Annotated in this window: 26 protein-coding genes and 2 pseudogenes; 20 read left to right on the forward strand and 8 right to left on the reverse strand. The window is 59.1% G+C overall.

The features are described 5' to 3' along the window. The first annotated feature begins 145 nt into the window (after nt 1-145). Nucleotides 146-373 (forward strand): hypothetical protein, encoded by a 228-nt coding sequence (locus tag U5G49_RS31675; protein ID WP_193444892.1) that lies wholly within the window; start codon nt 146-148, stop codon nt 371-373. Nucleotides 374-427: 54 nt separating this feature from the next. Here U5G49_RS31675 and U5G49_RS31680 read toward each other — a convergent pair. Further along, nucleotides 428-1,255: pseudogene (locus U5G49_RS31680) on the reverse strand (sensor histidine kinase); the annotation flags it as partial. A 273-nt stretch (nt 1,256-1,528) separates the two neighbouring features. Between U5G49_RS31680 and U5G49_RS31685 the strand changes: the two are divergent. Continuing rightward, a complete protein-coding gene (locus U5G49_RS31685) occupies nt 1,529-1,840 on the forward strand; it encodes a hypothetical protein (protein WP_284199527.1) in 312 nt (103 codons plus the stop codon). Nucleotides 1,841-1,947: 107 nt separating this feature from the next. Here U5G49_RS31685 and U5G49_RS31690 read toward each other — a convergent pair whose 3' ends face one another. Then, nucleotides 1,948-2,565, reverse strand: a complete 618-nt coding sequence (locus U5G49_RS31690) for a CGNR zinc finger domain-containing protein (protein ID WP_322790948.1) — start codon at nt 2,563-2,565, stop codon at nt 1,948-1,950. Nucleotides 2,566-2,655: 90 nt separating this feature from the next. Here U5G49_RS31690 and U5G49_RS31695 point away from each other — a divergent pair, with 90 nt between their 5' ends. The 3 genes from U5G49_RS31695 to U5G49_RS31705 all read left to right on the forward strand — a co-directional run bounded on the left by U5G49_RS31695 (nt 2,656) and on the right by U5G49_RS31705 (nt 4,356). Continuing rightward, complete coding sequence (locus U5G49_RS31695) at nt 2,656-3,600, forward strand: DMT family transporter (RefSeq protein WP_193443062.1); 945 nt, start codon at nt 2,656-2,658, stop codon at nt 3,598-3,600. Between the two features lie 50 nt (nt 3,601-3,650). Continuing rightward, the gene (locus tag U5G49_RS31700; RefSeq protein ID WP_193443064.1) at nt 3,651-3,962 is read left to right on the forward strand and encodes a hypothetical protein; all 312 of its coding nucleotides are present in this window, start codon (nt 3,651-3,653) and stop codon (nt 3,960-3,962) included. A gap of 190 nt (nt 3,963-4,152) precedes the next feature. Next, on the forward strand, nt 4,153-4,356 hold the full coding sequence (locus tag U5G49_RS31705; protein WP_193443066.1) for a cold-shock protein: 204 nt from the start codon (nt 4,153-4,155) through the stop codon (nt 4,354-4,356). 151 nt (nt 4,357-4,507) lie between these two features. Here the strand turns inward: U5G49_RS31705 and U5G49_RS31710 are convergent. Beyond that, nucleotides 4,508-4,818: pseudogene (locus tag U5G49_RS31710) on the reverse strand (DUF982 domain-containing protein). 191 nt (nt 4,819-5,009) lie between these two features. Here U5G49_RS31710 and U5G49_RS31715 point away from each other — a divergent pair. The 6 genes from U5G49_RS31715 (at nt 5,010) to U5G49_RS31740 (ending at nt 10,581) form a co-directional block, all read left to right on the forward strand. After that, nucleotides 5,010-6,035, forward strand: coding sequence for a sensor histidine kinase (locus U5G49_RS31715; protein WP_193443068.1), 1,026 nt, complete (start codon nt 5,010-5,012; stop codon nt 6,033-6,035). Between the two features lie 81 nt (nt 6,036-6,116). Then, on the forward strand, nt 6,117-7,289 hold the full coding sequence (locus tag U5G49_RS31720) for an MFS transporter (protein ID WP_193443070.1): 1,173 nt from the start codon (nt 6,117-6,119) through the stop codon (nt 7,287-7,289). Nucleotides 7,290-7,982: 693 nt separating this feature from the next. Then, nucleotides 7,983-8,864 carry an NmrA family NAD(P)-binding protein gene (locus tag U5G49_RS31725; protein WP_193443072.1) on the forward strand — a complete coding sequence of 294 codons (882 nt, stop codon included), beginning with the start codon at nt 7,983-7,985 and terminating at the stop codon, nt 8,862-8,864. Between the two features lie 23 nt (nt 8,865-8,887). Continuing rightward, nucleotides 8,888-9,262, forward strand: coding sequence for a hypothetical protein (locus U5G49_RS31730; RefSeq protein ID WP_193443075.1), 375 nt, complete (start codon nt 8,888-8,890; stop codon nt 9,260-9,262). A 66-nt stretch (nt 9,263-9,328) separates the two neighbouring features. Continuing rightward, entirely contained in the window at nt 9,329-10,045 is a 717-nt protein-coding gene (locus tag U5G49_RS31735; RefSeq protein WP_193443077.1) for an SDR family oxidoreductase, read from the forward strand. Nucleotides 10,046-10,119: 74 nt separating this feature from the next. Beyond that, entirely contained in the window at nt 10,120-10,581 is a 462-nt protein-coding gene (locus U5G49_RS31740) for a MarR family winged helix-turn-helix transcriptional regulator (protein WP_193443199.1), read from the forward strand. A 279-nt stretch (nt 10,582-10,860) separates the two neighbouring features. On the opposite strand, the gene U5G49_RS31745 is transcribed toward U5G49_RS31740, so the two are convergent. Then, complete coding sequence (locus U5G49_RS31745) at nt 10,861-11,838, reverse strand: AraC family transcriptional regulator (RefSeq protein ID WP_210262115.1); 978 nt, start codon at nt 11,836-11,838, stop codon at nt 10,861-10,863. A gap of 108 nt (nt 11,839-11,946) precedes the next feature. Here U5G49_RS31745 and U5G49_RS31750 point away from each other — a divergent pair, with 108 nt between their 5' ends. The 7 genes from U5G49_RS31750 to U5G49_RS31780 all read left to right on the forward strand — a co-directional run bounded on the left by U5G49_RS31750 (nt 11,947) and on the right by U5G49_RS31780 (nt 18,049). Then, a complete protein-coding gene (locus U5G49_RS31750) occupies nt 11,947-13,260 on the forward strand; it encodes an MFS transporter (RefSeq protein ID WP_193443079.1) in 1,314 nt (437 codons plus the stop codon). Nucleotides 13,261-13,324: 64 nt separating this feature from the next. Next, entirely contained in the window at nt 13,325-14,176 is an 852-nt protein-coding gene (locus tag U5G49_RS31755) for an SDR family oxidoreductase (RefSeq protein ID WP_193443081.1), read from the forward strand. Between the two features lie 71 nt (nt 14,177-14,247). Then, the gene (locus U5G49_RS31760) at nt 14,248-15,282 is read left to right on the forward strand and encodes an aldo/keto reductase (protein ID WP_193443083.1); all 1,035 of its coding nucleotides are present in this window, start codon (nt 14,248-14,250) and stop codon (nt 15,280-15,282) included. Nucleotides 15,283-15,423: 141 nt separating this feature from the next. Next, nucleotides 15,424-16,407, forward strand: coding sequence for an oxidoreductase (locus U5G49_RS31765; RefSeq protein ID WP_193443085.1), 984 nt, complete (start codon nt 15,424-15,426; stop codon nt 16,405-16,407). Between the two features lie 3 nt (nt 16,408-16,410). Continuing rightward, the gene (locus tag U5G49_RS31770) at nt 16,411-17,049 is read left to right on the forward strand and encodes a DedA family protein (RefSeq protein ID WP_193443088.1); all 639 of its coding nucleotides are present in this window, start codon (nt 16,411-16,413) and stop codon (nt 17,047-17,049) included. Next, on the forward strand, nt 17,046-17,666 hold the full coding sequence (locus U5G49_RS31775) for a class I SAM-dependent methyltransferase (RefSeq protein WP_193443090.1): 621 nt from the start codon (nt 17,046-17,048) through the stop codon (nt 17,664-17,666). The genes U5G49_RS31770 and U5G49_RS31775 overlap by 4 nt, the downstream gene beginning before the upstream one ends. 143 nt (nt 17,667-17,809) lie before the next feature. Further along, on the forward strand, nt 17,810-18,049 hold the full coding sequence (locus tag U5G49_RS31780) for a hypothetical protein (protein WP_193443092.1): 240 nt from the start codon (nt 17,810-17,812) through the stop codon (nt 18,047-18,049). 382 nt (nt 18,050-18,431) lie between these two features. Here the strand turns inward: U5G49_RS31780 and U5G49_RS31785 are convergent, their stop codons facing one another. Next, entirely contained in the window at nt 18,432-18,797 is a 366-nt protein-coding gene (locus tag U5G49_RS31785; protein WP_193443203.1) for a DUF1330 domain-containing protein, read from the reverse strand. A 41-nt stretch (nt 18,798-18,838) separates the two neighbouring features. Between U5G49_RS31785 and U5G49_RS31790 the strand changes: the two genes are divergently transcribed. Beyond that, nucleotides 18,839-19,861, forward strand: a complete 1,023-nt coding sequence (locus tag U5G49_RS31790; protein ID WP_284199500.1) for an AraC family transcriptional regulator — start codon at nt 18,839-18,841, stop codon at nt 19,859-19,861. 46 nt (nt 19,862-19,907) lie between these two features. Here U5G49_RS31790 and U5G49_RS31795 read toward each other — a convergent pair whose 3' ends face one another. Next, a complete protein-coding gene (locus tag U5G49_RS31795; RefSeq protein ID WP_193443094.1) occupies nt 19,908-20,600 on the reverse strand; it encodes a TetR/AcrR family transcriptional regulator in 693 nt (230 codons plus the stop codon). Nucleotides 20,601-20,669: 69 nt separating this feature from the next. On the opposite strand from U5G49_RS31795, the gene U5G49_RS31800 reads away from it, so the two are divergent. Beyond that, nucleotides 20,670-21,407, forward strand: a complete 738-nt coding sequence (locus U5G49_RS31800) for an SDR family NAD(P)-dependent oxidoreductase (protein WP_193443096.1) — start codon at nt 20,670-20,672, stop codon at nt 21,405-21,407. A gap of 92 nt (nt 21,408-21,499) precedes the next feature. Here the strand turns inward: U5G49_RS31800 and U5G49_RS31805 are convergent, their stop codons facing one another. Together U5G49_RS31805 and U5G49_RS31810 are read right to left on the reverse strand one after the other, a co-directional pair. After that, nucleotides 21,500-22,084, reverse strand: coding sequence for a dioxygenase family protein (locus U5G49_RS31805; protein ID WP_193443098.1), 585 nt, complete (start codon nt 22,082-22,084; stop codon nt 21,500-21,502). A gap of 41 nt (nt 22,085-22,125) precedes the next feature. Further along, nucleotides 22,126-23,211: an aldo/keto reductase gene (locus U5G49_RS31810; protein ID WP_193443100.1), complete on the reverse strand. Its 1,086-nt coding sequence runs from the start codon at nt 23,209-23,211 to the stop codon at nt 22,126-22,128. Nucleotides 23,212-23,217: the final 6 nt, after the last annotated feature.

The following is a 23,217-nucleotide window of genomic DNA, read 5'->3' on the forward strand; positions in this document are numbered from 1 at the left end:
GCCCGTACGCTGGCGTATCGGACTAAGGTCGCCGGAAGGTCGTCGTGCGACGGGTGATCGTTCCACCCGATGCGACCTGGGCAAGCTGAGGCATTCTCATTTCCAGGATTTCTGCTATCGTTCACAGGTCATGGGGGTAGGCGTCATGGTTGCAGCAAGTTTGGTTCCGGATGCGTTTTACTGGGCGAAGTCCTCGAAGTACTTCGACGGACGAACAACGATCGTTCAGGTTTCCACGGTCTTCGGGGACGATCCCGCTTACTGGACGCTGGCGCTCGTGGGAACCGATCAGCACGCCATGCCCGCGGACTTCGAGATCATCGCTCCAGCGGAGCTCCCAGAAGAGTACCCTCTCCGTCAAGCCGCCGAGTGACGTCAATCGGGCAGCGAACGACGGGCGGCGACGGAGGAAGCCCTAATAGGGCGCTCACACTGACAACCGGTTTTCCCTTAATCGAAGCACGACGATCACCCCGCTCGGGGTCCAGTCGTAGCAGAACGAACCGTCGAGCTGACTGGTGACCGCGCGATGGAGAAGTTTGCTGCCATAGCCATCGGAACTTGCGGGCGGTCGACAACGGGGCTGCCCTGCTCGCTCCAGGCGATTTCGACCTCACCTTCCGCCAGAACGCCGGACACGTCTAAAGTCCCCGTTTCCACCCAGAGCGCGCCGTACTTGAGTGAGTTGGTGGCCAGCTCATGAATGACGAGTGCAAGGCTCGTCGCCGACGACTCGCCAACGCCCATCCGAGGAACTGCTACGCGAATGCGCCCCGCAAACGCGCCTTCGTCGTCGTAGGGTGCGAGTAGAATGGTGAACAGATCTCCAAGAAGGACAGCATTCCCCTGCCCGCCCTTGAGCGGACGGACGAGGTCGTGGGCACGTGCAAGGGCCGCCAGGCGTTGCGTGAGCTGGCTGACCATCTCCTCCTGCGACGCCGTCGATCGGGAGGTGATAGCGGTAAGACCGGAAGCGAGTGCCAAGAGATTCTTGACGCGGTGGCTCATTTCGCCGGTGAGCAGCTCGTGCCCCTCTTCCGCTTGTTTGCGACCGGTAACATCCAAAATATTCCGGACATCATTCGGGCGACAATACCGGCGTCGTTGCCCTGACCGCGAGCGGAAATCCAACCGACGTCGGAGGCTTCCGTTAATATCCTGGACCGGCTATCACTCGGGTGGCGACAAAGGCGGATCGTACTCTGTCGCGGTCGGCCGGATGAATCTTCGCCGACAAACGCTCGAACGTCAGCGGGCTCCCCCGCGAGACGTCTCTAAAAAGAGTGAACCTTCACCTGCCATGTTGCGTTCCACTCGAACGGCCGATTCCAGAATAAATCTTCATGTATTGAGGAGATTCGGGCGATTCCGATAGTACGATGCCGCCGTTTGCCTCGCTCACGACCACTGCGCGTTTTACTTTGCGGCGACGCATTGGCGAGGCAGGGACGAATACGTGATCCCGGAAGACGACGAGCTCGAGAGCGCCAAGACGATCGTCACATCGCGATGGAGGAAATGATTCACAATGCTGTCCGCTGAACAAAAGAGTGAATTTCACCGAGCCTTCGAAAGTCGTCGGCCTTCTGCCGATGGCGAAGCGGACGCCTATCTTGAATTCGACAGTGCCACTCCATTTTCTTCCCTGGAAGACGGTGACCTTTCATTTCGGTTGGCGCTGACGAGCAATGAAACCCTCGATCTTGCGACCAATCCGATCTGCGCGGGACGGCTCGCCGCAGCCTTGCTCGACCTGATATCGAAGAGGGGAGATTTTGTCGTCGACCTGACGATCTGGGACGCCGGAAGCGGGGAGCAGCTTGTGAAGCTCAAGCCCTGACGAGCCTCACGGTCAGGATACCGCGGCGATCTTCGCCGTCAGCGGGTGCATGTAACCCGTCTGGCGCGCGCTGACGAAGACGAAATTGGCCGGTCAGCCTGGCGTGATCAACTGGCTTGGACAGCCCGAAACTTGCGCACTCTGGCATGCGATCCGCAGGTTTTGTCCGAGCACCATCGCCTGTGGCCGCCACGAGATTGATCCAGAAAAAGCCAGCCGCAATTTGGACCTTGACACGCGCGCACTGGACGGCGTCCGTCTCGCGATGTCAGCAGTTCGGCAGCTGATTGGGCGACACGGGTGCTGATTGCATCCAAGTCTTTGGCATCCATCCGACGCCACTGGATCCTGCCTCCAACGCAGCCCAGTGATTGTTGCGATTGCGCATGTCGGGCCATCCCGGCAACAAGCTCGAGATCGTCCCGGCTGATCGGGCTTTCATCAAATTCGGACAGGAACAGGCGGTTGAGAGCCTCCCGCAATTCCTTCGCTTCTCCGAGTTCCTTTTTCGCGTCGGACGGCGACCCGCCAGCCTTGGCCAGTAAGGTATCGCGTTCTTTGTCGTCGATCAGATCGAGACGACGGGCCCAGGCCACGAGGTCATCGTAGCCATTCAGGAAATCCGGCCCCCAACGTTCACCGCGACTATCGACCGTGTTGACGAAGTCGAGTGCCGGATGACCGCCAAGAAGGCTGATGTCATCGATCGTCTTTTGCGTGTCCATGACTTGAATATCGTTCTATGGAACGATTTGAACAAGGGCGAGTTGTAACGATATAAATATATTTTACTCGTTACAAAGATCGGAACCCTCATGCCCACCGGCGTCAACAAAAATCAGCTGCGCTTTCTGATGCTGTGCATGATCTGGGGGAGCACCTGGATCGGAACGAAGGCGGGCATCCAAGCCGTCCCGCCTCTTCTGTTTGCCGGCACGCGGTTCACCGCCGCCGGTATGTTGCTTCTTCTCTACGCTTGGGCGAATGGGAACATGGCGGGGCTGAAGGTGAGAGATGGCATTCGGTTCACCGCCGTCAGTATGCTAATGATCACACTTTGCTACGGCCCATTGTTCTGGGGCATGCAGTATATCAATTCCGGGACTGCCGCCGTTCTGGAAATGTCGCTCACTCCGATCGCACTGCTGGTGTTTGCTCTCCTGCTAAGCGAGGAGACATTGGATGGCCGGCGGATCTTCGCGATCGCTCTGGGGGTCTGTGGACTGGTCGTCCTTTTCTGGCCGGCTTCCGCCTATGTAAGTCTGCCTGAAGCCTTCCCAAGCGCGAGCCTATGGGGCGGATTGGCGGTTGCATCAGCGGCCTTCACCTATGGTTACGGCTCGGTGTTGGCCCGTCCACTTCTGCGAACCTATCCGGCCTTGTTCGTTTCAGGGGTGACGACTTTGGTTGGAGGCATCGTGCTGCTGATGGTAGCCCTGGCTTTCGAACCGGGGGCAGTTTCCGCCCTTTCCGGCGACTGGGGCATGATTGCCTGGCTCGGCTGGTTCTTCCTTGTGATCTTTGGCTCGCTGATCGGCTACATGACCTTCATGCGCCTGCTGCGGGATATCGGCGCATCTCGCGCCGGCAGCTATGCCTTCGTTTCACCGGTCATCGCTGTCGCCCTTGGCGCTGCTGTCTTCGGTGAGCGGATCACAGTGATGGATGTGATCGGCATCATCGTAATGCTGAGTGGCGCCTATCTCGCCATGTCAGGAGCGCCGGAGACCGAACATGCCGCTCTCGCTGAATCCGATTGAACTGAACTCCTGTTGTGATACCCGATTGTATCAGAGGTTGGAGATCAGGGATGGCAACGACGCTGATAACAGAAATCCAGCAGGCGCGGACTAGGCTCCCGTTCTTGAGCAGGACGGACAGAGGAGTCCTCATCGTTCGCATCTTCGACGAGCTGACAGCACATCGACGCGCGCTCGGAAACGTGCCGGCCGAGTATTGCGTTTGGATCGACACCCTCATTGCCTCCGTGTCCTCGACGATCCCAGAAATCGTCGGCATGCAGGACGCCGAGTTAAATCGTGTCTTAAGCGAATTCGAAAAGCTGATGGCGACGCTCGATGACGTTTCGCATACGAAGAAGCAGCCGGAGACAATTCATTGAGGTAAGCTGCCAACGGGCGGGTGGTCTATTTCCCTGTTGTGACGACCGATCTCCAGCGAAGAAGTCGCAATCACAATCATTCGCGCCATCGACTTCCAGAAGCAGTCATCTATATGCTCGCCATTGATCGTCCAGCGCTGGCGCTGTAGCGTCCGCTTCGCAATCCGGACGGACGAAACAGGAGGCTCTTATGCCAACGGGAACGGTTAAATTCTTCAACGACGACAAGGGCTTCGGTTTCATCACGCCTGAGGGCGGCGGACAGGATGTGTTTGTTCACGTCTCTGCCTTGCAACGCGGCGGTTCGCTCCGCGAAGGCGATAAAGTCAGCTTCGAGATTGGACAAGACCGCAAGACCGGAAAGTCGAAGGCTGAGAATGTCTCGGTACTCTGATCGGCTGTCCTAGATTTCCCAAGTGCTTAGGCAGGCCAGCCTGGCACCACGTTGTCGTCGCAGACCGGCGCGACGGAGCCGACGATAGCGCGGCCGGCGAAGGCGCTATGCCGGACCTCGCCTCCGATGAGGCGAGGTCGTCACTGATACCCTAGATGACGGCAAGGCGCCCCGGCCGAGCCGGATGCGCGGTCGGCTTTCTCTGCCACGGAACGAGAACGGACGGCATACCGGCTTCCAGGCAGGCGGCCACGAAGGCCTCCCGCGCGATAATGCCGGCGGTGGTGCCGTTGAGGGCGCCACGGCACGTCTTCACCGCTCGCTCGTGGCGCTCTCCGTGACGCACGGCCATTCGTTTTCGAGAAAGTCCAAGGCGCCGTATGCGCCCGTGAAAGTGCGCTCCAACCCGCACTGCAGCCGGATTCTTACCGGCCGGGTCCATGGAACATCGTTCTGCGGCATTTTTTCCTCCTTTCATGCCACCAATGGTCCTGATGAAATGATATTGTTAGGGATAGCCGATCATTCAAGGACCGTCAGAACCATCGAGTAACCCATTGCAAATGCCAGCGCCGTCCCCAATGTCAGGCGGCGTCCTAGAAACAGGATGAGGCCTTTTTTCTTGCGGGCCCCGGGAAGGATCGGGCCGTCATATGATCATGAAACTCTTTTCCAACTCCAGTCGCTCCCGAGAGCGCTTTCTCGAAGCCATCCTCCAAAGCGCGATCGAGTATGCGATCATCTCGACAGATCTGGATGGTCTAGTGACCACCTGGAATGAGGGCGCGCGACGGATCCTCGGATGGGATGAGGCTGAGATTATCGGCAAGCCCGCTGCCGTAATTTTCACCGAGGAAGACCGGCAGGCGGGGATTCTTCAACGGGAAATGACCGCTGCTTTGACCGAAGGTCATGGCAATGATGAGCGCTGGCACGTTCGCAAGGATGGCTCGTTGTTTTGGGCGTCGGGTCAGATGATGGCATTGACGACGGATAACGGCGAAGTCGAGGGCTTCGTGAAGATTCTGAGAGATCAGACAGAGCAGAGAGAAAACGAGGAGCGACAGCGCGTCCTGATGCACGAACTCTCTCACCGCATGAAGAATACCCTGACCGTCGTTCAGGCTATCACCAGTCAATCCTTCCGAAACGCCAGCTCTATCGAGGATGCGGAACAGGCGATATCCGCACGGATCGGTGCTTATGCGAAAGCGCACGAAATATTGCTACAGCGGAATTGGCTGGGCGCCACCATGGCGGCGATTGTCGAGGCGACGGCTATCAATCTCGGACTGGAGACGTCGGAACGGTTCAAAGCAAGCGGTCCTGCAGTTGAATTGGGTCCACAGGCGGCTCTTTGCTTCTCCCTCGTGCTGCACGAACTTGTCACCAACGCCAACAAGTATGGTGCGCTTTCGGGAGAGACCGGGACAGTCGAAATCGATTGGTCTGTGCGCGGCCAGGCGGGCGACAAGCGCCTGAACTTCCGTTGGCGGGAGGTCGGGGGGCCCGCGGTCGAAGCGCCGAATAAGAAGGGGTTCGGCTGCAGACTCATCAACTCCAGTCTCTCCGCCTTCGGGGAGGTCACTGTTGACTACGCGCCGACAGGGTTCGTCCTGTCGGTGGACGCATCGCTTCAGAAACTGCAATTCAAAACGTATTCCGACGCTGAGGAATAATTTGAGAGAACGATCCGCAAGAGTTAGGGGCGCTTGGCGGCGTCGGTTCGGAACCAATCGCACCGAAACGGCGGCTGTTTGATGCACAACGACAGGAAGCAGTTCTTCGTCCTCGCTCTCGCCTTTCTGATGAGCATGTTCTTTCGCAGCTATTTCGGTGTGGTCGGTCCGATGGTCGCTGCCGACATCGATCTTGACCCCAGCCGCTATGGATACGCGGCGTCGGCGTTCTTCATTTCGTTCGGGCTGCTGCAGATGCCACTGGGCTCAGCCTTCGACCGCTTCGGCGCAGGAACGCCTATGACTGTTTTAATGATCGTCGGCGCCATGGGGGCCGCGTTGGTCGCCATGGCAGGAACGGCCGGACAGCTTGTTGCCGGTCAGGCGGTCCTGGGCGCGGGATGCGCGCCGATCTTCATGGGAGTGGTCTATCAGTTCGGAAGTCTTGGCGACGGGGTGGCCGCGCGGAAAAAGATAGCCGCCGTCAGTGCTGTTGGCTCCCTCGGCGCCCTTTTTTCGGCGTCGCCTATGGTTTGGCTTTCTGAAGTCTTCGGGTGGCGCGGGGCGATGCTTGTTGCAGCGTCAGCAATGGCGCTTTGTGCTGCTGGCGTCGCCTTTCAAATGGGACCACCTCCACAAGAAGGACAATCGGAAGAGGCGACTGAGAGCAGGCCAGCGGGCTTAGTCTACCTCTTGCCAATATGCCTAACCCTGTCGCTCGGAGGGACTTTTCGCAATGCTTGGGCGACCCCTTACCTGTCCGGCGTGTTCTCGGCGGATCAGCGCGTTTCAGGTTTCGCGCTGACGATCGTGAGCGCCGTCGGCATAGGGACGTCCTTTGCCATACCCGCGCTCGTATCCAGAGTGTCAACGCGAAGCATCGTGACGGCTGGGATGGCCGCGGCGACGATCGCCGCCTTCGCAATGGGCGTCTCGCCCGGTTCCAGTATTGTCGCCGCCGTCGCTCTGATCTGCCTGCTTTATTCAATCGGCAACCTCCATCCCCTGGTTATGGCCGAAGCGCAGGAACTCGCACCTTCCAAACATAGAGGCCTTTTGCTGGGCTTTCTCAACACCCTTGTGTTTTTCGGAGTTGCGATCTCGTCGGCTGTATTTGGATGGATTGCCCAAAATGAAGGTGGACCCTCCGCCACGTTTCAAATCATCTTGTTCTTCACAGGAGGCTGTCTCGCCATCGGCCTGACGGCCTATCTGGCGAGGCCAGCCTTGCGGAGCGTCGCAAACCAGCGTTAACCGGTCGCCGAGCGCAAGGTGGATCTGTCGAGCGTCAATTTGCGGCCGTCTTCGAACCACGATCCGAGCATAGCCAGCATCTTTTCAAATGGAGGTGATGCCCTCTCTCGCTGGGAATTTATTTCAGTTCAAATTGCATAGACATAGCTGGAACTTTTTCTGGATCGTTGCGTTTTGCGCGCGGATGTGATCGCGATTATTCGTTAACGTCCGCCTTTCCATGTACGCTCACTTGCGCCCCGCGTCTTGCGGGGCGATTTTTACGAGCGCATATTTGGTGGGGATCTAGCTCCCACTGTGTTTGGTCTCCAATTTTCTGGCTGTCCTCAGAATAATAGGGGCGTGGCGGTCGCCGCAACGGGACGCAGTCAGCAAACGCGCTGGGACGGCCATTCTCACGGGTCGGACACCTGCAGCTTGGTCGCCTTGAAAGAATTCAGACCTTCGACCCTGTAGTTATATCGGCAGTACAAGCTAAATCTCAGACCGGATAGGGACTTAATACTTCCAATCGTCTTCCACGTTGGCGATAGCTTTACTTTATGACGTAGTAAGGCCCCGACCGAGAAAAAGTCGTCATTCGGGAGAACCAACCCGAAAGCATTCGCAGATAAGTCTACCTTGACAATGAAAGCATATGCTCCTACTTGTGCGATATTACGAGCATATGCCCTCATCAAAGGAGATATGGCAATGATCGAGACTGACATCCTGGTAAGTGGTGCAACCGGACGGACCGGCGGCGCCGCGATCGACGAGCTCCTTAAAATGGGAAGAAAGGTTCGAGCCTATATTCGCTCGGACGACGACCGCGCGAAAGCCCTGCGAGAGCGCGGCGTCGAAGTCGCGGTCGGCGACTTCACCGACATCGATGACATCCGTGTGGCCATGGAGGGCATTCGGTCTGCATACTTTCTGCACCCCATCGCGCCGGGAATTCTCGGCGCCGCGGCCTATTTTGCGCAGGCGGCGAAGGAAGCGGGTGTCTCCGCGATCGTAAACATGTCGCAGATCTCGGCGCGTCGAGAATCCACCAGCCATGCAGCGCAGGATCATTGGATTTCGGAGCGCGTCTTCGACTGGTCGGGCGTCGCGACCACGCATCTGCGTCCCACCTTCTTCGCCGATTGGCTCGTCTATCCGCATTTTGCAAGGGAGATCTGGGCGTCTAAGAAGATCGAGTTTCCGTTCGAGAACGGCCGTCATGCACCGATCAGCTCGGTTGACCAAGGCCGCGTGATCGCCCACCTGCTGGCGAAGCCGGAAGGCCATGGAGGCAAGGTTTATACCCTTCACGGCCCCGTCGAAATGAACCACGCCGAGATCGCCGCGACGATGAGCGATGTTCTAGGAGCCAAGATCGAATACGCGCCGACCTCCATCGAAACCTTTAAGGACAAGATGGAGACGCTCTACAAGTTCCCGCCGTTTCTGGTGCAGCACCTTGTGGAGGTCGCCCAGAACTACCGCGAGGGCATCTTCTCCGGCACCAACGACGTCGTCGAGCGCGTCACGGGAACGCCTGCCCTCACCGTTGCGGAATTCATCGCCAAGAACCGTGAGGCCTTCCAGTGAGGGCGAAAGCAGGAGTAACGTCTATGTCGAGCACTCATCAAGAACGCCATCCGTTCCTCGACGACCTGACTGCAGAAGCGGAACTGATCAGTTCCGTGCTGCGTGGACCGGTGATCGGTCGGGACGAAATCCGGCGTGTCGTAGATGCCGTCGGCACTTTCTACGCCGAGCAAACCCCGACCTTTATGGAGTCCGTCGGTTCGCGGACGCTTCTGGAATATGAAGCGCTATTGACCAGCGGTGAACGCCTGAATGCGGCCGTCATCATCGATCGCCACCCGGATGGCTCCATACCGCGCGTAAGCGTCCATATGGCCCCGGTCCATGCCGTCGTGTCGCTCGCCGGCCACCTCAAAAGCGCGCTATCCGGTCAGTTGCCCGAGCAGCTTTTCCTCTGAATCCAACAACTCATTGGCCACCGCCGGAGTAGCGGATCGGCCACCTACCTAACAAGGCGACGTGTCATGGAAATCAACAACGCAACGGTCTTCATTACAGGTGCAAATCGCGGCCTGGGTCTGGCCTTCGCCCGCGACGCCGTCCGGCGCGGAGCGCAGAAGGTCTACGCAGGCATGCCCAACACAAATGGCTTCGACGAACCCGGCGTCGTGCCAGTCCGCATCGACGTCACCGATCCGACGTCGGTCGCCGCCGCAGCCGAGGCTGCAGCAGATACAACGATCCTGATCAACAACGCTGGTATTGCCGCGCTGATCGACAATCCCTTGGCGGCCGATTTCGAGGCGCAGTCGAAGGCGTTGTTCGACACCAATTACTATGGCTTGGCGCGGGTCACACAGGCGTTCGAGCCTGGCCTGTCCAAGGTGCCCCATGCCGCCATTATCAACGTCCTTTCTGATATCGTATGGCTGGCACGACCCTACCTGACGCCCTACGCCGCGTCCAAGGCCGCCGCCTGGAGCTATACGAACCAGCTACGGTTCCACCTTGCGGACCGCGGCATCCAGGTGCTTGGTCTTCATGTCGGCTTCCTGGACACGGATTTGACGAACGGTATCGACGTGCCGAAGACCAGCCCGACGGACGTGGCAATCCAGACCTATGACGCGCTTGCCGCCGGAAAGAGCGAGATCATGGCCGACAAGGGCACGGTTCGGTTAAAGAGCACCTTGGCGGACGAAGTCCCCGGCTACATCACGCCCCCGCCGGGATTGTTCTAAGACTTCGCGATAGACGGGCGTCTTCTGCAGCAAGCGTGAAGACGCCCCGGAGAATAGATATGAAAGGAACCAAAATGTTGTCGGCCAATCAGCCTCTGGGGATCGACCAGTGCAATTGCAACGCCATGCGTAAGGCGAGCCGACAGATCACCCGCCTGTACGATTCCCATCTCGAACCTGTCGGCCTGAAGATCACGCAATTCCTCATCCTCGCCGCTCTGGCCGAGGTCGGAAGCGCGACCGTCAACGCGTTGGCCGAACGCCTCGACGTCGAACGTACGGCAATGGGCAAAATGGTCGGTTTCCTGGAGAGAGACGGCTTCGTCTCCATGAAGCCCTCCCCGACCGATGGCCGCTACCGGGTCATCGAGCTGACGTCTGAAGGCCGTCTCCTACACCAAATGGCATCGCCCCTGTGGCTTGCGGCCCAGCAGGAGTTCTCGAACCTGAACGGAGCAGCAAACGTAGCCTCACTTCGAACGGAGCTGAACGGGATCGTGGTCGGCAAACACTCTGCGGTATCTTCGGGTGATTGACGCAGGTCTTGCCCAGGCCCTCAGTAGCGGGCCGGTTCCGTGTGAAACCGCAAACGCAATGGCTCTTTGACCGGATTAGAACCGGTGACCCTGCCCTACACGATCGGAGCTCTTGAGGGGATGTGAACCGAAGACCTAGTTGTTATAGAGCCATCCAGTCGAAATCTCTTTGTAATGGACATCGATTGCCCGTTTGGATGACCGATTGGCGCCGGGAAGTAGGCTTACGGCTATGATCGACTCTTTTTTGCCTTAGGCTCAAACTGCTTCTTGACGGGATTACGCGGATCGCACGGTCCGGCTGGCGTATTCGTTGTGGAGGCGCTGTTGATGCAAAGCGTCCTGTTTAGGCGCAATGCCAAAGGTTCTTGAATACTCTCGGCTGAACTGCGACGCGCTCTCATACCCCACCTTGTAGGCCGCCTCGGCAACGTTAGCGGCTTTCGTCACCATGAGGCGACGCGCCTCCAGCAGGCGGAGTTGCTTCTGGAACTGGAGCGGCGTCATCGAGGTCAGTGCCTTGAAGTGCTGGTGAAACGAAGACGGGCTCATCCTCGCGACATCAGCCAACTTATCGACGCGCAAAGTTTCGGCGAAGTTGGTGTGCAAAAGGGCTACGGCCCTGACCACACGCTCGATGTTTGATTCCGGGCAAGCAAGTTTGCAGATCTCGCCGCCATGCGGGCCGCTCAGCAGCCAATAGCAAATCTCGCGCACGATCGACGGCGCCAGGATCGGTATAGCCTTCGGCGTTTCCAGCAGTCGCACCAGGCGGAGAATGCAATCGGCGAGTGGCTGATCAACTTTGGCGATAAAAGCGCATGGACCGGTCGCGTCGGACTGTGCTGGCGGTGTATCCAACTGTTCGAGAACTTCCCGCACGGTTGCCACGTCGAAGTCGATCATGACGCCGACATAGGGCGTTGTAGTGCTGGCCTCCACGATCCTTCCGGTCGCTGGAAGGCCGACACTGACGACCAGGCATTCCATGCTGCGGTAGTTGAGATGTTCATCGCCGAACCGCAACTCCTTCGCCCCTTCCAGCACGACGCAGAGCGACGGCCGGTAGATGTTCCTCATCGGCATCATCGATTGAAACGAACGGACGATGTTGAAGCCTTCGATGGCCGTTGGGAACAGGCCTTGACCTCCACCCTGATCTTCGATGTAGGCGGTGACGGCTGAGAGCAATGGGGTATTCAAGCGAGGCTCCGGCTGTTTCAGGGGCCACTGCAATACGTGGCTCCTCGCCGGCATCATCGCCTCTCCTGCAGGAATAGGCAAGTTTCTTGAAGGTTCGGGCATTCTGGTCATTGGACACTCCATCTAGCTTAAGGGTGCAACCAAGCGAGGAGTGACCTCAAGATGACAGAAATTGTCGCCCGGTCAATAGACCGTTCAGAGACACGAGCGCCGCCCGCTGCCTCCAGCCGGGAATACGTCAGAGGCCTGCGGATGGCCGCTATATGCATCGTGCTTCTGCTGATCAACGCGTTCTCGCAGATCGATCGGATACTTCCGTTCATCCTGGCAGAGAAAATCAAAGCAGACCTACGGCTGACCGACACTGAGATGGGCCTCATTACGGGCCTCGCCTTCGCGGTTTGCTACGCACTTCTCTCATTGCCGCTTGCCCGAGCAGCAGATCGGGGATCACCCCGGTTCGTCCTGGTGTCCTGCGTTCTGATCTGGAGCGTCATGACGACGCTCGGCGGTTTCGCCGCCAGTTTCATGTTCCTTGCCCTTACACGCTTTGGCGTCGCATTCGGGGAGGCTGGAGCGGTTCCGGCCGGTCATGCTCTCATCGTCCGCAAAATTGGCCCGGAGCGACGCGGCTTGGCTATTGGTCTGTTCGCAATGGGCATCCCGTTGGGCACCATGGTGGGCTTTGCCGCAGGCGGCGCGATTGCAGATGTTTTCGGATGGCGCGTCGTTTTGATGGGTGCTGGAGCCATCGGCATCTTGATCGGGTTGCTAACAATTTTTGTCGCCGGTCCCACGCCACCGCTTCACGGCAAAGCCGCTCGCAACGAACCCTTCCTGCGAACCAGTCTCCACCTGTTATCCTCACCGGCCTTCCGCTCGTTGTTCGCGGGCGCCATTTTCCTGGGCTTCGCAGGTGCGCCGTTCTATGCCTTCTCCATACCGTTTCTGATCCGCACTCATGGTTTTACCGCGACAGAGGTCGGCGTTTCGTTCGGCATGTTGCAAGGGTTGATGGGGATCATCGGGACATTGGGCGGTGGACGCTGGTTCGACCACGCTGTTCGCTCAGGCACCGGAAAGGTGCTCGGCCCCCCGGCAATTCTGTTTCTGATCGCCAGTGTAACGACGACTGCCGCGCTGTTTGCACCGACCGGCTGGATGTCTATTGCGCTCTTTGTGCCCGGGATGCTGTCGTTTTCGTTCATGTTGCCGTGGGGTTTCGGCGCCGCGCATCTTATCGCCGGTCCTGGGCGTCAGGCACAGGCGACCAGCCTCGTTATGATCGGTTCCGGTCTTGCCGGCCCGGCACTCGGCCCCTTGATCGTCGGCATCGTCAGTGATGCGGCCACGGCGGCCGACATTCCCAATGGCCTAGGGCTCGGCTTGTTGATCGTGCCACTGGCAAGCGCTGTGGCAGGCCTTGTCTACCTGATCACCAACCAGCGTATCGCGAATTCCCTTCGCCAGCGCTGAGCGCGAAACGCGGCTGCGGACGAAGTCTGCAGCATCCAGAAACTTTTTCAGAGGAGATACTACGATGTCCGATACCGATAATTCTCGCCGCTCGTTTCTGGCTCTGGCCGCCGCTGTTCCTTCAGCTCTCGCCATGACGAGTGTTGCATCGGCCCAATCGTCCGATACTGGCGCTATCGCCCAACCAAATGACAAGCGTGGCGCGGTCGTCACTGGCTCTTCCCGCGGCATTGGCGCCGCGACAGCCCGACGCCTGGCGCGGGACGGGTACGCCGTAACGGTGAACTATCTGACGAACCGGGATCTTGCCGAAGCGGTCGTTCGCGACATCGAGGCAGCTGGCGGTCGCGCCATCGTTCGCCAGGGGGACGTTGCGGATCCAGCTGCAGTCAAAGCTCTTTTCGACGCCAATGATGAAGCCTTCGGCGGCGTCGACATCGTCGTCAATAACGCCGGCATCATGAACGTCGGTCCTTTCGCTCAGATGACCGACGAGGCCTTTGACCGGATGATGGCCACCAACATCAAAGGAAGCTTCAATGTTCTGCGCGAGGCGTCGCGCCGCGTTCGCGACGGCGGCCGGATTATCAGCCTCAGCTCAAGCATCATCAAGATGAGCCCTCCCGCTACGGCAGCCTACGCTGCAACCAAGGCAGCGCAGGAGATCTATTCAAACGTTCTCGCAAAGGAACTAGGCGGCCGCAACATCTCGGTGAACGCGATATCGCCGGGCGCCGTCGACACTCAGCTTCTGCGCCAGCATGGGGAAGAGGCACTTCGAGGCATACCAGAGGCTACCCCGCTCCGTCGGCTGGGCCAGCCGGAAGATATCGCCAATGTCATCGGCCTTCTCTGCTCGCAGGACGGGGCGTGGATCGACGGTCAAAACATCTTCGCGAATGGCGGTATCGCCTGATCGATGTTCGCTGCGGCGTGGACGCGCCGCAGCGGGTTCGCAACCAGCCACTCCTGCAGGACACCCTCGTCATGAAATTCAACACACTCGGATATACAGGCCTCTTCGTCTCCGAGCTTTGCCTGGGCACGATGACGTTCGGCGGCAAGGGGATCTGGGCCAATATGGGCAACGTCCAGCAAGACGACGCTCAGGCTCTGATCGCCCGCACGATCGAGCACGGGATCAACTTTATCGATACTGCCGACATCTATTCGAGTGGCACATCGGAGGAGATGATTGGCCGGTCACTCAAAAACCTGGGGGTCCGGCGGGAGGATGTGGTCATCGCGACCAAGGTCTGCGGACCCATGGGCCAGGGGCCAAACGACGCCGGCAATTCCCGGGGCCACATCTTCGACAGCGTCAAAGCCAGTCTGAGGCGACTGCAGATCGATCACATCGATCTCTACCAGCTTCATAACTTCGATACCGTAACGCCGATCGAAGAAAGCCTGTCCGCGTTGGATGCGCTGGTCCAGCAGGGTCTTGTTCGTTATGTCGGCGTGTCGAACTGGGCGGCCTGGCAAATGGCGCGGGCCATTGGCCACAGTGAGCGCCTTCAGATCGCGAAGATCGCCACCTCGCAAAACTACTACACGCTCGCAGGTCGCGATATCGAGCGGGACATCGTTCCCCTCGTCAAGGCCGAAAAACTCGGCCTTCTGGTTTGGAGTCCGCTTGCAGGCGGGCTACTTAGCGGCAAGTTCGGCCGCGGCAAGCAGGGCGAGGAAGGCAGCCGGCGGACCACGTTCGATTTTCCGCCGGTCGCCATGGATCGGGCTTATGACGTGATCGATGTGATGGAACGCATCGGCGCCGACAAAGGCGTCAGCGTTGCAAGGATTGCGCTGGCTTGGCTGCTGCATCAGCCGCATGTCACAAGCGTTATCGCCGGTGCGAAAACAGTCGCGCAGCTCGACGACAGCGTCGGGGCGTCAGAAATCACGCTCAGTGCGGATGATGTCGCCGAATTGGAAGCCGTCAGTAAAATCACCCCCGAATATCCGGCATGGATGCAGCGAACGCGTGGGGCCGCGGTAAAGCCGCCGCTCGCCAACGCATAGGCTCGGACCCTGAACCGCCCCATTCCGGATCCGTGAAAGGTCGTTTTACCCCAGGCGACCTTCTGTCCGCCGAGGGCGTGCCCTCGAACAACGCGTCTTCGGCGGACGATCGTGCCCCAGCAGAAACAGAAGGAACTGACAATGTCACAACCGTGGACACTTGACGATATGCCGTCTCAGAAGGGCCGAACGATCCTGATCACCGGAACCGGCGGTCTGGGCTTCGAAGATGCGCTTGCGCTGGCTGAAGCCGGTGGCGACGTGATCATCGCAGGGCGCAATCCAACGAAAGGCGCCGAAGCCGTTCGGCGCATCAAGGAAAGGGCGCCGCAGGCATCAGTTACCCTGGAAATCGTCGACCTCGCCAGCCTTGCATCGATAGAGGGGCTGGCCAAAAGACTGAAAGAAACGCGCGATCATATTGACGTCCTCATCAACAACGCCGGCGTGATGACGCCGCCAACACGACAGACGACCAGCGACGGTTTCGAACTGCAGTTCGGCACCAACTATCTCGGCCACTTTGCCTTGACTGGCCAGCTCCTGCCGTTGCTCACGCGGGCAAAAACCCCACGCGTCGTAACGCTTTCCAGCATTGCTGTTCGAAGCGCAAGCGCCGCAATCAATTTCGACGATCTGCAAGCGGAGCGAAATTATAAGCCGATGCCTGTCTACACTCAGTCGAAGCTAGCATGTCTAATGTTTGCTTTCGAACTGCAACGAAGAAGTGAAGACGCGGGCTGGGGTGTTACCAGCATCGCCGCCCACCCAGGCGTATCGCGCACCGATCTACTTCATAATGGCCCTGGGCGCCACAGTGCTCAAGGCCTCCTCAGGACGGTGTTATGGTTTCTGTTTCAGCCCGTTGCGCAAGGCGCGTTGCCGACTTTGTTTGCGGCGACGTCTCCAAACGCCCGAGGCGGCGGATATTACGGGCCCGACAGACTCGGCGAAACCCGTGGACACCCGACCGAGGCACAGATTCCGCGACAGGCGATGGAAAAGCATGTGGCGCATAGGCTGTGGGAGATTTCAGAGAAGCTGACGGGTATATCGTTCAACGCGCAAGTTCCTCATCCCGAGCTCTTCGGTCAGGGCGAGGCAACAATCAAACGGGAGGGGTAAGCTATGGACCCCCTCGGAGATCTTATCGAGTGGATTGCGATATACGGCATATTTGGTCTCTTCGCGATCGGGCTTGCAGAGCGTTTCCTGCCGGCTCTTCCCTCCTATGGGGTTCTGGTCGCCATAGGTATTGCGGCCGACGATGAGGTCTGGTCACTCCACACGGCCGTGATCGGGACGACGGTTGGAAGCGCCATCGGAGCTCTCGGCCTCTATCTTCTCGTGCGTGCAGTCGGGAAAAGGCGGACTACAGCGCTTCTCTACTCTGTCGGTGGATGGGTGGTACTATCGCGACCCCGTATCGACTGGACACTGTCCTCCCTGCGCGACCGGGAACGTGCGCTCACGATCCTGTCGCAACTCATTCCCACCGTGCGGTTGATCTCGCCGGTGGCCGCGGGGCTTTTAGGCACAAGTGCGTTGCGATTTGCCGCCGGCGTCTCAGTTGGCATTGTTCTGTGGAACGGGCTGTTCATTGCCGCCGGTTACCTCGCTGTGATGGCCATGCCCGGCATCAATTCGTCGGCACTTGCGCTGAAAGTACTGGTCCTGCTTGTTGCCGCAGAACTGCTCATCGCGTTGGTGTGGCGGCTTCAGCGACGACATTCGATGCGCCTGCACCCGGGAGCCAGCAAGCGATGACGAACAGGACTGCTGATGCGCTTTTGTTTTTTCGGGCGTGGCTTTCCGCGCCCCTTCGGGTCGCCTCCGTTACACCGTCGGGGCGTGCGCTGTCTTCTCTTATGATCGCCGAGATATCGGCGCAGACGGGCATAGTCATCGAGTTGGGTCCTGGAACCGGGGTCTTTACAGAGGCATTGCTGAAACGGGGTGTTGCCGAAGAAAATCTCGTGCTGGTCGAATACGGTGCGGAGTTTGCGAACCAACTCGACGGCCGTTTTCCAGCCGCAAAAACCGTCCGGATCGATGCTGCTCAGTTGCGCAAGTTGCCGCTTCACGCCTCAGCGCCCGTGGGTGCTGTCGTCAGTGGCCTTCCTCTTCTATCGATGCCGTTGCGCAAGGTGCATGCTATCCTGGAAGGGGCATTCTCGCATCTTCGCCATGGTGGAGCATTCTACCAGTTCATCTACGGTCCGCGATGCCCGATCGCCAGACCCTTGCTCGACCGCCTGGGCTTGAAAGCAACGTATGTCGGGTGGACCCTAGCCAATATTCCACCCGCAGCGGTCTATCGCATCACTCGACGAAGACCGCGGCGGGGCTGTGGATCAGACCTAGCAGGATCTGCGCTTCGATAGGTATACGAATCTGTCTTAGTGGGTATGAGCCCCACGTGAATTGCTATTTTGGTCTGCTTGAGGCTGTCGGGCCTCGGGCATCCCATCGCGGCCAACGCCATCCGGTCAGCGCCCGGCCAAGCTCAATTTTTGAGAGGAGCAAAATGCATCAAGTTTTTTCCGTCGTTCTGCTTGCTGCGGTCTCATCGGTCTGTCTTTCCTTGTTGTTTTTCCATGCCATGACAAGAGTACCGTCATGGCCGCTCGCAGAAGCGGAAGCAGCCGACGTGATCGCTCTGTTGCGCGATGCGAACCTTTCTGGCTCGGCCGTGATTTACGATCTTGGATGTGGATGGGGCTCGCTTCTGATCGCTCAATTGGGCTTTCCCCGGCGCGCATATTAAAGGGGTGGAGATCTCCCCTTTCCCGTGCTTCGTGGCCTGGGTTCGGACCAGGCACCTTCCCAACGTCTCGGTAATGAGAAGCAACTTCTATGCCTGCGACCTGGCGGACGCGGATGCGGTGACCTGCTATTTGATGCCCAGCGCTATGCCAAGGCTATCGAAATTCCTGGATAGCACCGTCCGCCCGCGCAGCACCGTCGTCGCAGTCACATTCTGGTTTCGTGACCGGTCGCCTAAGACGGTCAAGAACGGCCCAGGTTTGCGCGGCGCTGTGGCTTTATACGACTGGCCAGCGATGTATGCTCCAGACCGTGCCGGGTAAACTTCCTCGAGCTTTCGCTCTGCAACGACCGGAAACGCTGGGATTTCCTCTCCCGTCCCGTCATAACCTCATAATGCGGATCGGCTGCAGCACCGCTTCTTCCAGAGCCGACATCCGGATTGGATCGGCAACGGCGTAGGCCGGGTCGGCGATCATCTCGACGAAAGTTGACCGGTTTGGATAGCGCACCAGCGCCACCGCATCCCAGGATTGGCCCGGTTCGGCGCAGAGTGCGGTCGCCCCATCGCCGGCGAGGATGATTTCAGCTCCGTATCGTCCGACGATCGGACCGGCCATCGCGAGATAGTCCAGATAGCGCTGCCTCCCACCATCGGCCTTGAACCGAAGCAAGTTCAGCATGACGGTGGGCTGGTCGTCGTCTTCGGCAAGAAAACGGTCAATATCGGCGGCGGTGACTTTGATCATCATCAATCTCCGGTGAAATGGCCCCGGGGTATAGGGGTCTCGTGAAATCCTCCGGCAATTTATGCTATCGCTTCTGCACGCTCCATAATGCAAACCCCAAAAGACTTTATCTAAAGCCCAAAAAGATGGATCCCTTTCTTGATCTTATCCGATTGCTGCGGCCGCGCGCTGCCCTTCTGGGTCGCGGCGTGGACGCCGCCGGCGACTGGGGCCTTAGTTTTCCAGCGCTGGGAGACCTGTTGTTTTTCTGGCTGGAAGAGGGCGATTGCCTGCTGATACGCCCTGGTTGCGCTCCGCTGTCGCTGAGAAAGGGCGACTTCGTGCTGCTGCGGACAACGCTTCCCTTTACGCTCGCCTCAAGTCAGGAAGTAGAGCCGTTGGACAGCGTCGCTGCAGTTGCCGCCAAACGGGAGGGACGGTTGAAGCTGGGCTCCGGTCAGGAAACACCGATTTCGCTTCACATGGGCAAATTTCTGTTCTCGACAGCCAACGAGGACCTCGTGACGGGGCTTCTTCCGCCTCTCGTTCAGATACCCTCCCGTTCGCCTAGACTCCATCGGCTTCACACCTTGCTCACGCTGATCGAATCCGAAGGCCGCGACCCTGGGCCGGCCAGCGAGTTCATAATCCTCCGTCTCATCGAATTAGCGCTGGTCGAAATACTCAGAATGCCTCCCTCGGGCCTTCCGGAACAAGCCACCGATCCTACCAACCGCAGCCTGCTTGCCGGCCTTCGAGATCCGGTCACCGCCAAGGCAATTCGTGCCATGCATGAAAATGTTGGGCAGGAATGGACGGTCGAGTCTCTGGCGAGGCTTTGCGGTGTCTCGCGATCTGCCTTCGCCACGAACTTTTGTGCCGTCGTCGGGATCGGTCCGATCTCCTACCTGTTGCGGTGGCGCATGGCGCTTGCCAAGGAGGCGCTCAAATCTGGAACGGCTAGGGTGGAGGAAATCGCCTTTTCGATTGGCTACAAGTCAGCGAGCGCGTTCAGCACCGCTTTCACACGTGCTGTCGGCTGCTCGCCAAGCCGCTTCGCAGAACGTCCTTCCCGCTCTGAATAAGGGACTAGCCTCAAAGTCAGTTGCGGGGGGCCATCACTTTTAGGGGTCAGCCCTTGATCTGCATGCTCTGATCGATGGTACCGGTGATGTTGTCCCAGCCCGAAAGCGCAAATTCCGCCGCGGCATGGAGTTCGGCGCGATCGGCTCCATCGCGAGCTCGGATCGCCATGCCACTCTGGACGATCTGCACGAACCTCGCCAGTTTGGTCGTGTCTGTCGTGGGCTCAAGATCACCGTCGCTCTTCGCGGTGTCAAAGCGTGTCTTCAGGAGATCGAAGCCGCCTGCGCGCGTCGCTCGCATAAGTTCGGCCAGTTCGGAGTGTCCTTCGCTGCCCACAGTGGCGAGCGTTGCCATGCACCCGTGCGGTAAATCGCTATCTCCGCCGGTCATGGCGATCGCGGAATCCTGGAGGAATGCGAGGGCAGCCTCCCTCGCGGTCGACGCCTTTCTGAACCGGGTCCATACCAGCCCCTCGTAGCTCGTGTAATAATATTTAAGCGCTTCGGCATAGAGCTCATCCTTCGAACCGAAGGCAGCATAAAGGCTCTTCGTACCTATCCCCATCGCTTCCGTCAGATCAACGACCGAAGTCGCCTCATATCCCTTGATCCAGAACAGTCTCGTGGCGGTGGCAAGCGCCACCTGGCGATCGAACTCCCGCGGCCGACCGCGTGGAGCGCGAGGCGACGGTGAACTCGGCGGAGATGTCAAAACGTTATTGTGCATCGACCACTGCATAAATCACTTGACCGAAGTTTGCAACGGCTTTACGTATTTGTACATCGATCACTGCATAAAGGGAAATTCATGGAATTATCTGGAAAACGCGCCTTGGTGAACGGTGGCTCGCGAGGAATAGGGGCCGCGATCGCTGTTGCGCTTGCCGAGAATGGCGCGGACGTCGCCTTCACGTATCATCGCTCGGCCGACAGGGCTGCATCGGTGGTCAAGACTATCGAGGAAAAAGGCCGTCGCGGGCTTGCCATTCAAGCCGATAGTGCCGACCCGGACGCCATCCGTCGCGCCGTCAGCCAGACGGTCGATGCACTCGGAGGGCTTGATATCCTCGTCAACAGTGCGGGCATCGGAACCGCCGGCATGACTGCGGATCTGGCACTCGCCGACCTGCAGGCCATGCTTGATGTGAACGTTCGCGCGCCCGTCCTGTTCGCACAGGCGGCAATCCCACATCTTTCATCCGGTGGCCGGATCATCTCTCTCGGCTCCTCCCTGGCAGAGCGCGTCCCCTTCCCCGGCGTCACGGCTTACGCGATGTCGAAGTCGGCACTTCTGTCGTTCACTCGGGGCCTTTCGCGCGAGCTCGGACCTCAAGGCATCACCGTCAATTTGGTTCTACCGGGATCGACCGACACGGAGATGAACCCCGCCAACGGGGAGAATGCTGACTATCAGAGGAGCCTCACCTCGCTTGGGCGCTTCGGTGAGCCCAGTGAAGTCGCCAGTGCCGTCGCATTTCTGGCAGGTCCAGGTGCAAATCTGATTACGGGCGCAGTTCTCAGTGTCGATGCAGGCTTCAACGCCTGATTTTGCCTCGCATCGTCCGGACGTCGTGCTTCGGCGTCCGGCTTTCAATTTGGAGCGCGATTGAACCCTGCCATGTCCGGCGGCGTCCTTCGTTACATCACGAAATCAAACCGCGCGAACCCTCCGTCACCGGTTTGCTTGATGTCGAGGAGCAGCGCCTCGTCAAACAACCTGTCTCCGGCATTCCTCGCCTCGCCGGGAAAATAGAGTTGGGTGGTGAGGACGCGCCCACCCGGGCGCTGGACCTTGAAATGGAAATGACGCGTTCGGCCAGGATAAAGCGCCGGCACGATGGTGCTGAACCACCAACGCCCCTGGGTGTCGGTGAACTGGTGTCCGCGCAGGCGGAAGCCCACGCTGTCATAGTCGCCGTTTTCGTCCGCGTGCCAGATTTCGATAAGGCTGCCGCCAAGCGGCCGGCAACGATTGTCAAACACGAAACCGGCGACGGTTATTCGCTCGCCTCCAGGTGCATCCGAATAGAGATCCCGATTGAGCGGTGAGTTCGGTCTGAAGAAGGGACCGGCTTCCCGTTCGAGGGTCAGTTCGTCTCCTTCGTCACACGTGGGGGTGAGCGGCAGCTCGGGAGCGGCCTGCGCAAACGCCCTCATTCTTGGCGCCTCAACGAGCGGCAGCGTCAGAAAGGCCGTCAGAAGCGAGCGTCTGGTGGAAGGCAAGGCCGGTCTCCCAGTGTGATGGCGGGTTAATCGACGCGCCGTTACGGTTGCAGGCGCTGCGCAGCGTTCGCCTGCGCCTCCCGGATAAGGCCGAAATACATATTCTCCTTGCCGGGATACCACGGCATCGTGCCGATGGACCCGAAGCCGGGAATCGTTTCCATATGTGCGACCATGCGGGCACGCATGCGCTCATCGGGAAGCGGTCCTGTCATCGCCTGGACATTGTCACTCATGTGGTCGGGGTTGGACGTGCCGCAAAGCACGCTCGTGACGGCCGGATGCGCCATGACCCATTTCAGGAAGAACTGCGCCCAACTCGTCGCGCCGAACTCGGCTGCGAAGCCCGGAAGTGGATGTCCCTCGACCACCTTCATTAACCGTGCCTTTTCGAGCGGCAGGTTGATGAGTACGCCGACGCCCTTGTCGGCCGCCGTCGGAAGCAGGCGTCGCTCTGCATCCCGGTTGAAGATCGAGTAGTTCGTCTGGATGAAGTCGACGTCGTCGCGTTGAACGATCGCCAACAGCTGGTCCTGTGCCGCCGACTCGTGATGGGTCACGCCGACATGGCGTATGAGGCCTTCTTTCTTCCATGCCTTCATCAGCGGAATGACGACCGGCGCATTGGTGATGCTGTGGCATTGCATGAGATTGATTGTGTCACGCCATGTCCGCATACACGACTGCCGAAAGCTTTCGACGGCGTGGCTTTCGTCTCCGAGATATTCTCCCGTCGACCACACCTTGTTAGCGAGGAACATTTCGTCGGATCGTTCAAATTCGCCCATGAACTGGCCGACACTGACTTCGGCCGAGCCGTAGAGGGGCGACGTGTCGACCACGCGACCGCCTGCGGCAACATACCGTTCGAAGACCTGACGGAGAGCGTCGCGGCGACCACCGGGCTTCAGGTCGAAGGTCAGGAAGGTGCCAAGACCCAGGGCTGTGACCCGTTCGCCGGTGCGTGGCAAGGTACGAGTCAATATATCCGGATTTGCTCCAGAAGCTGACAACGCCGCATTCGTTCCCTGGGTCTGCGCCGTAGCGTGGGTGGCGAGAGCCAACCCTGTTGCCGCCGCACCCATCGCGCCAAGGAAGCCGCGTCTGTTGAAGTTTGACTTTGCCATAAAATC

This window comes from Rhizobium indigoferae (assembly GCF_034554815.1).
GTDB classification, from domain to species: Bacteria; Pseudomonadota; Alphaproteobacteria; order Rhizobiales; family Rhizobiaceae; genus Rhizobium; species Rhizobium leguminosarum.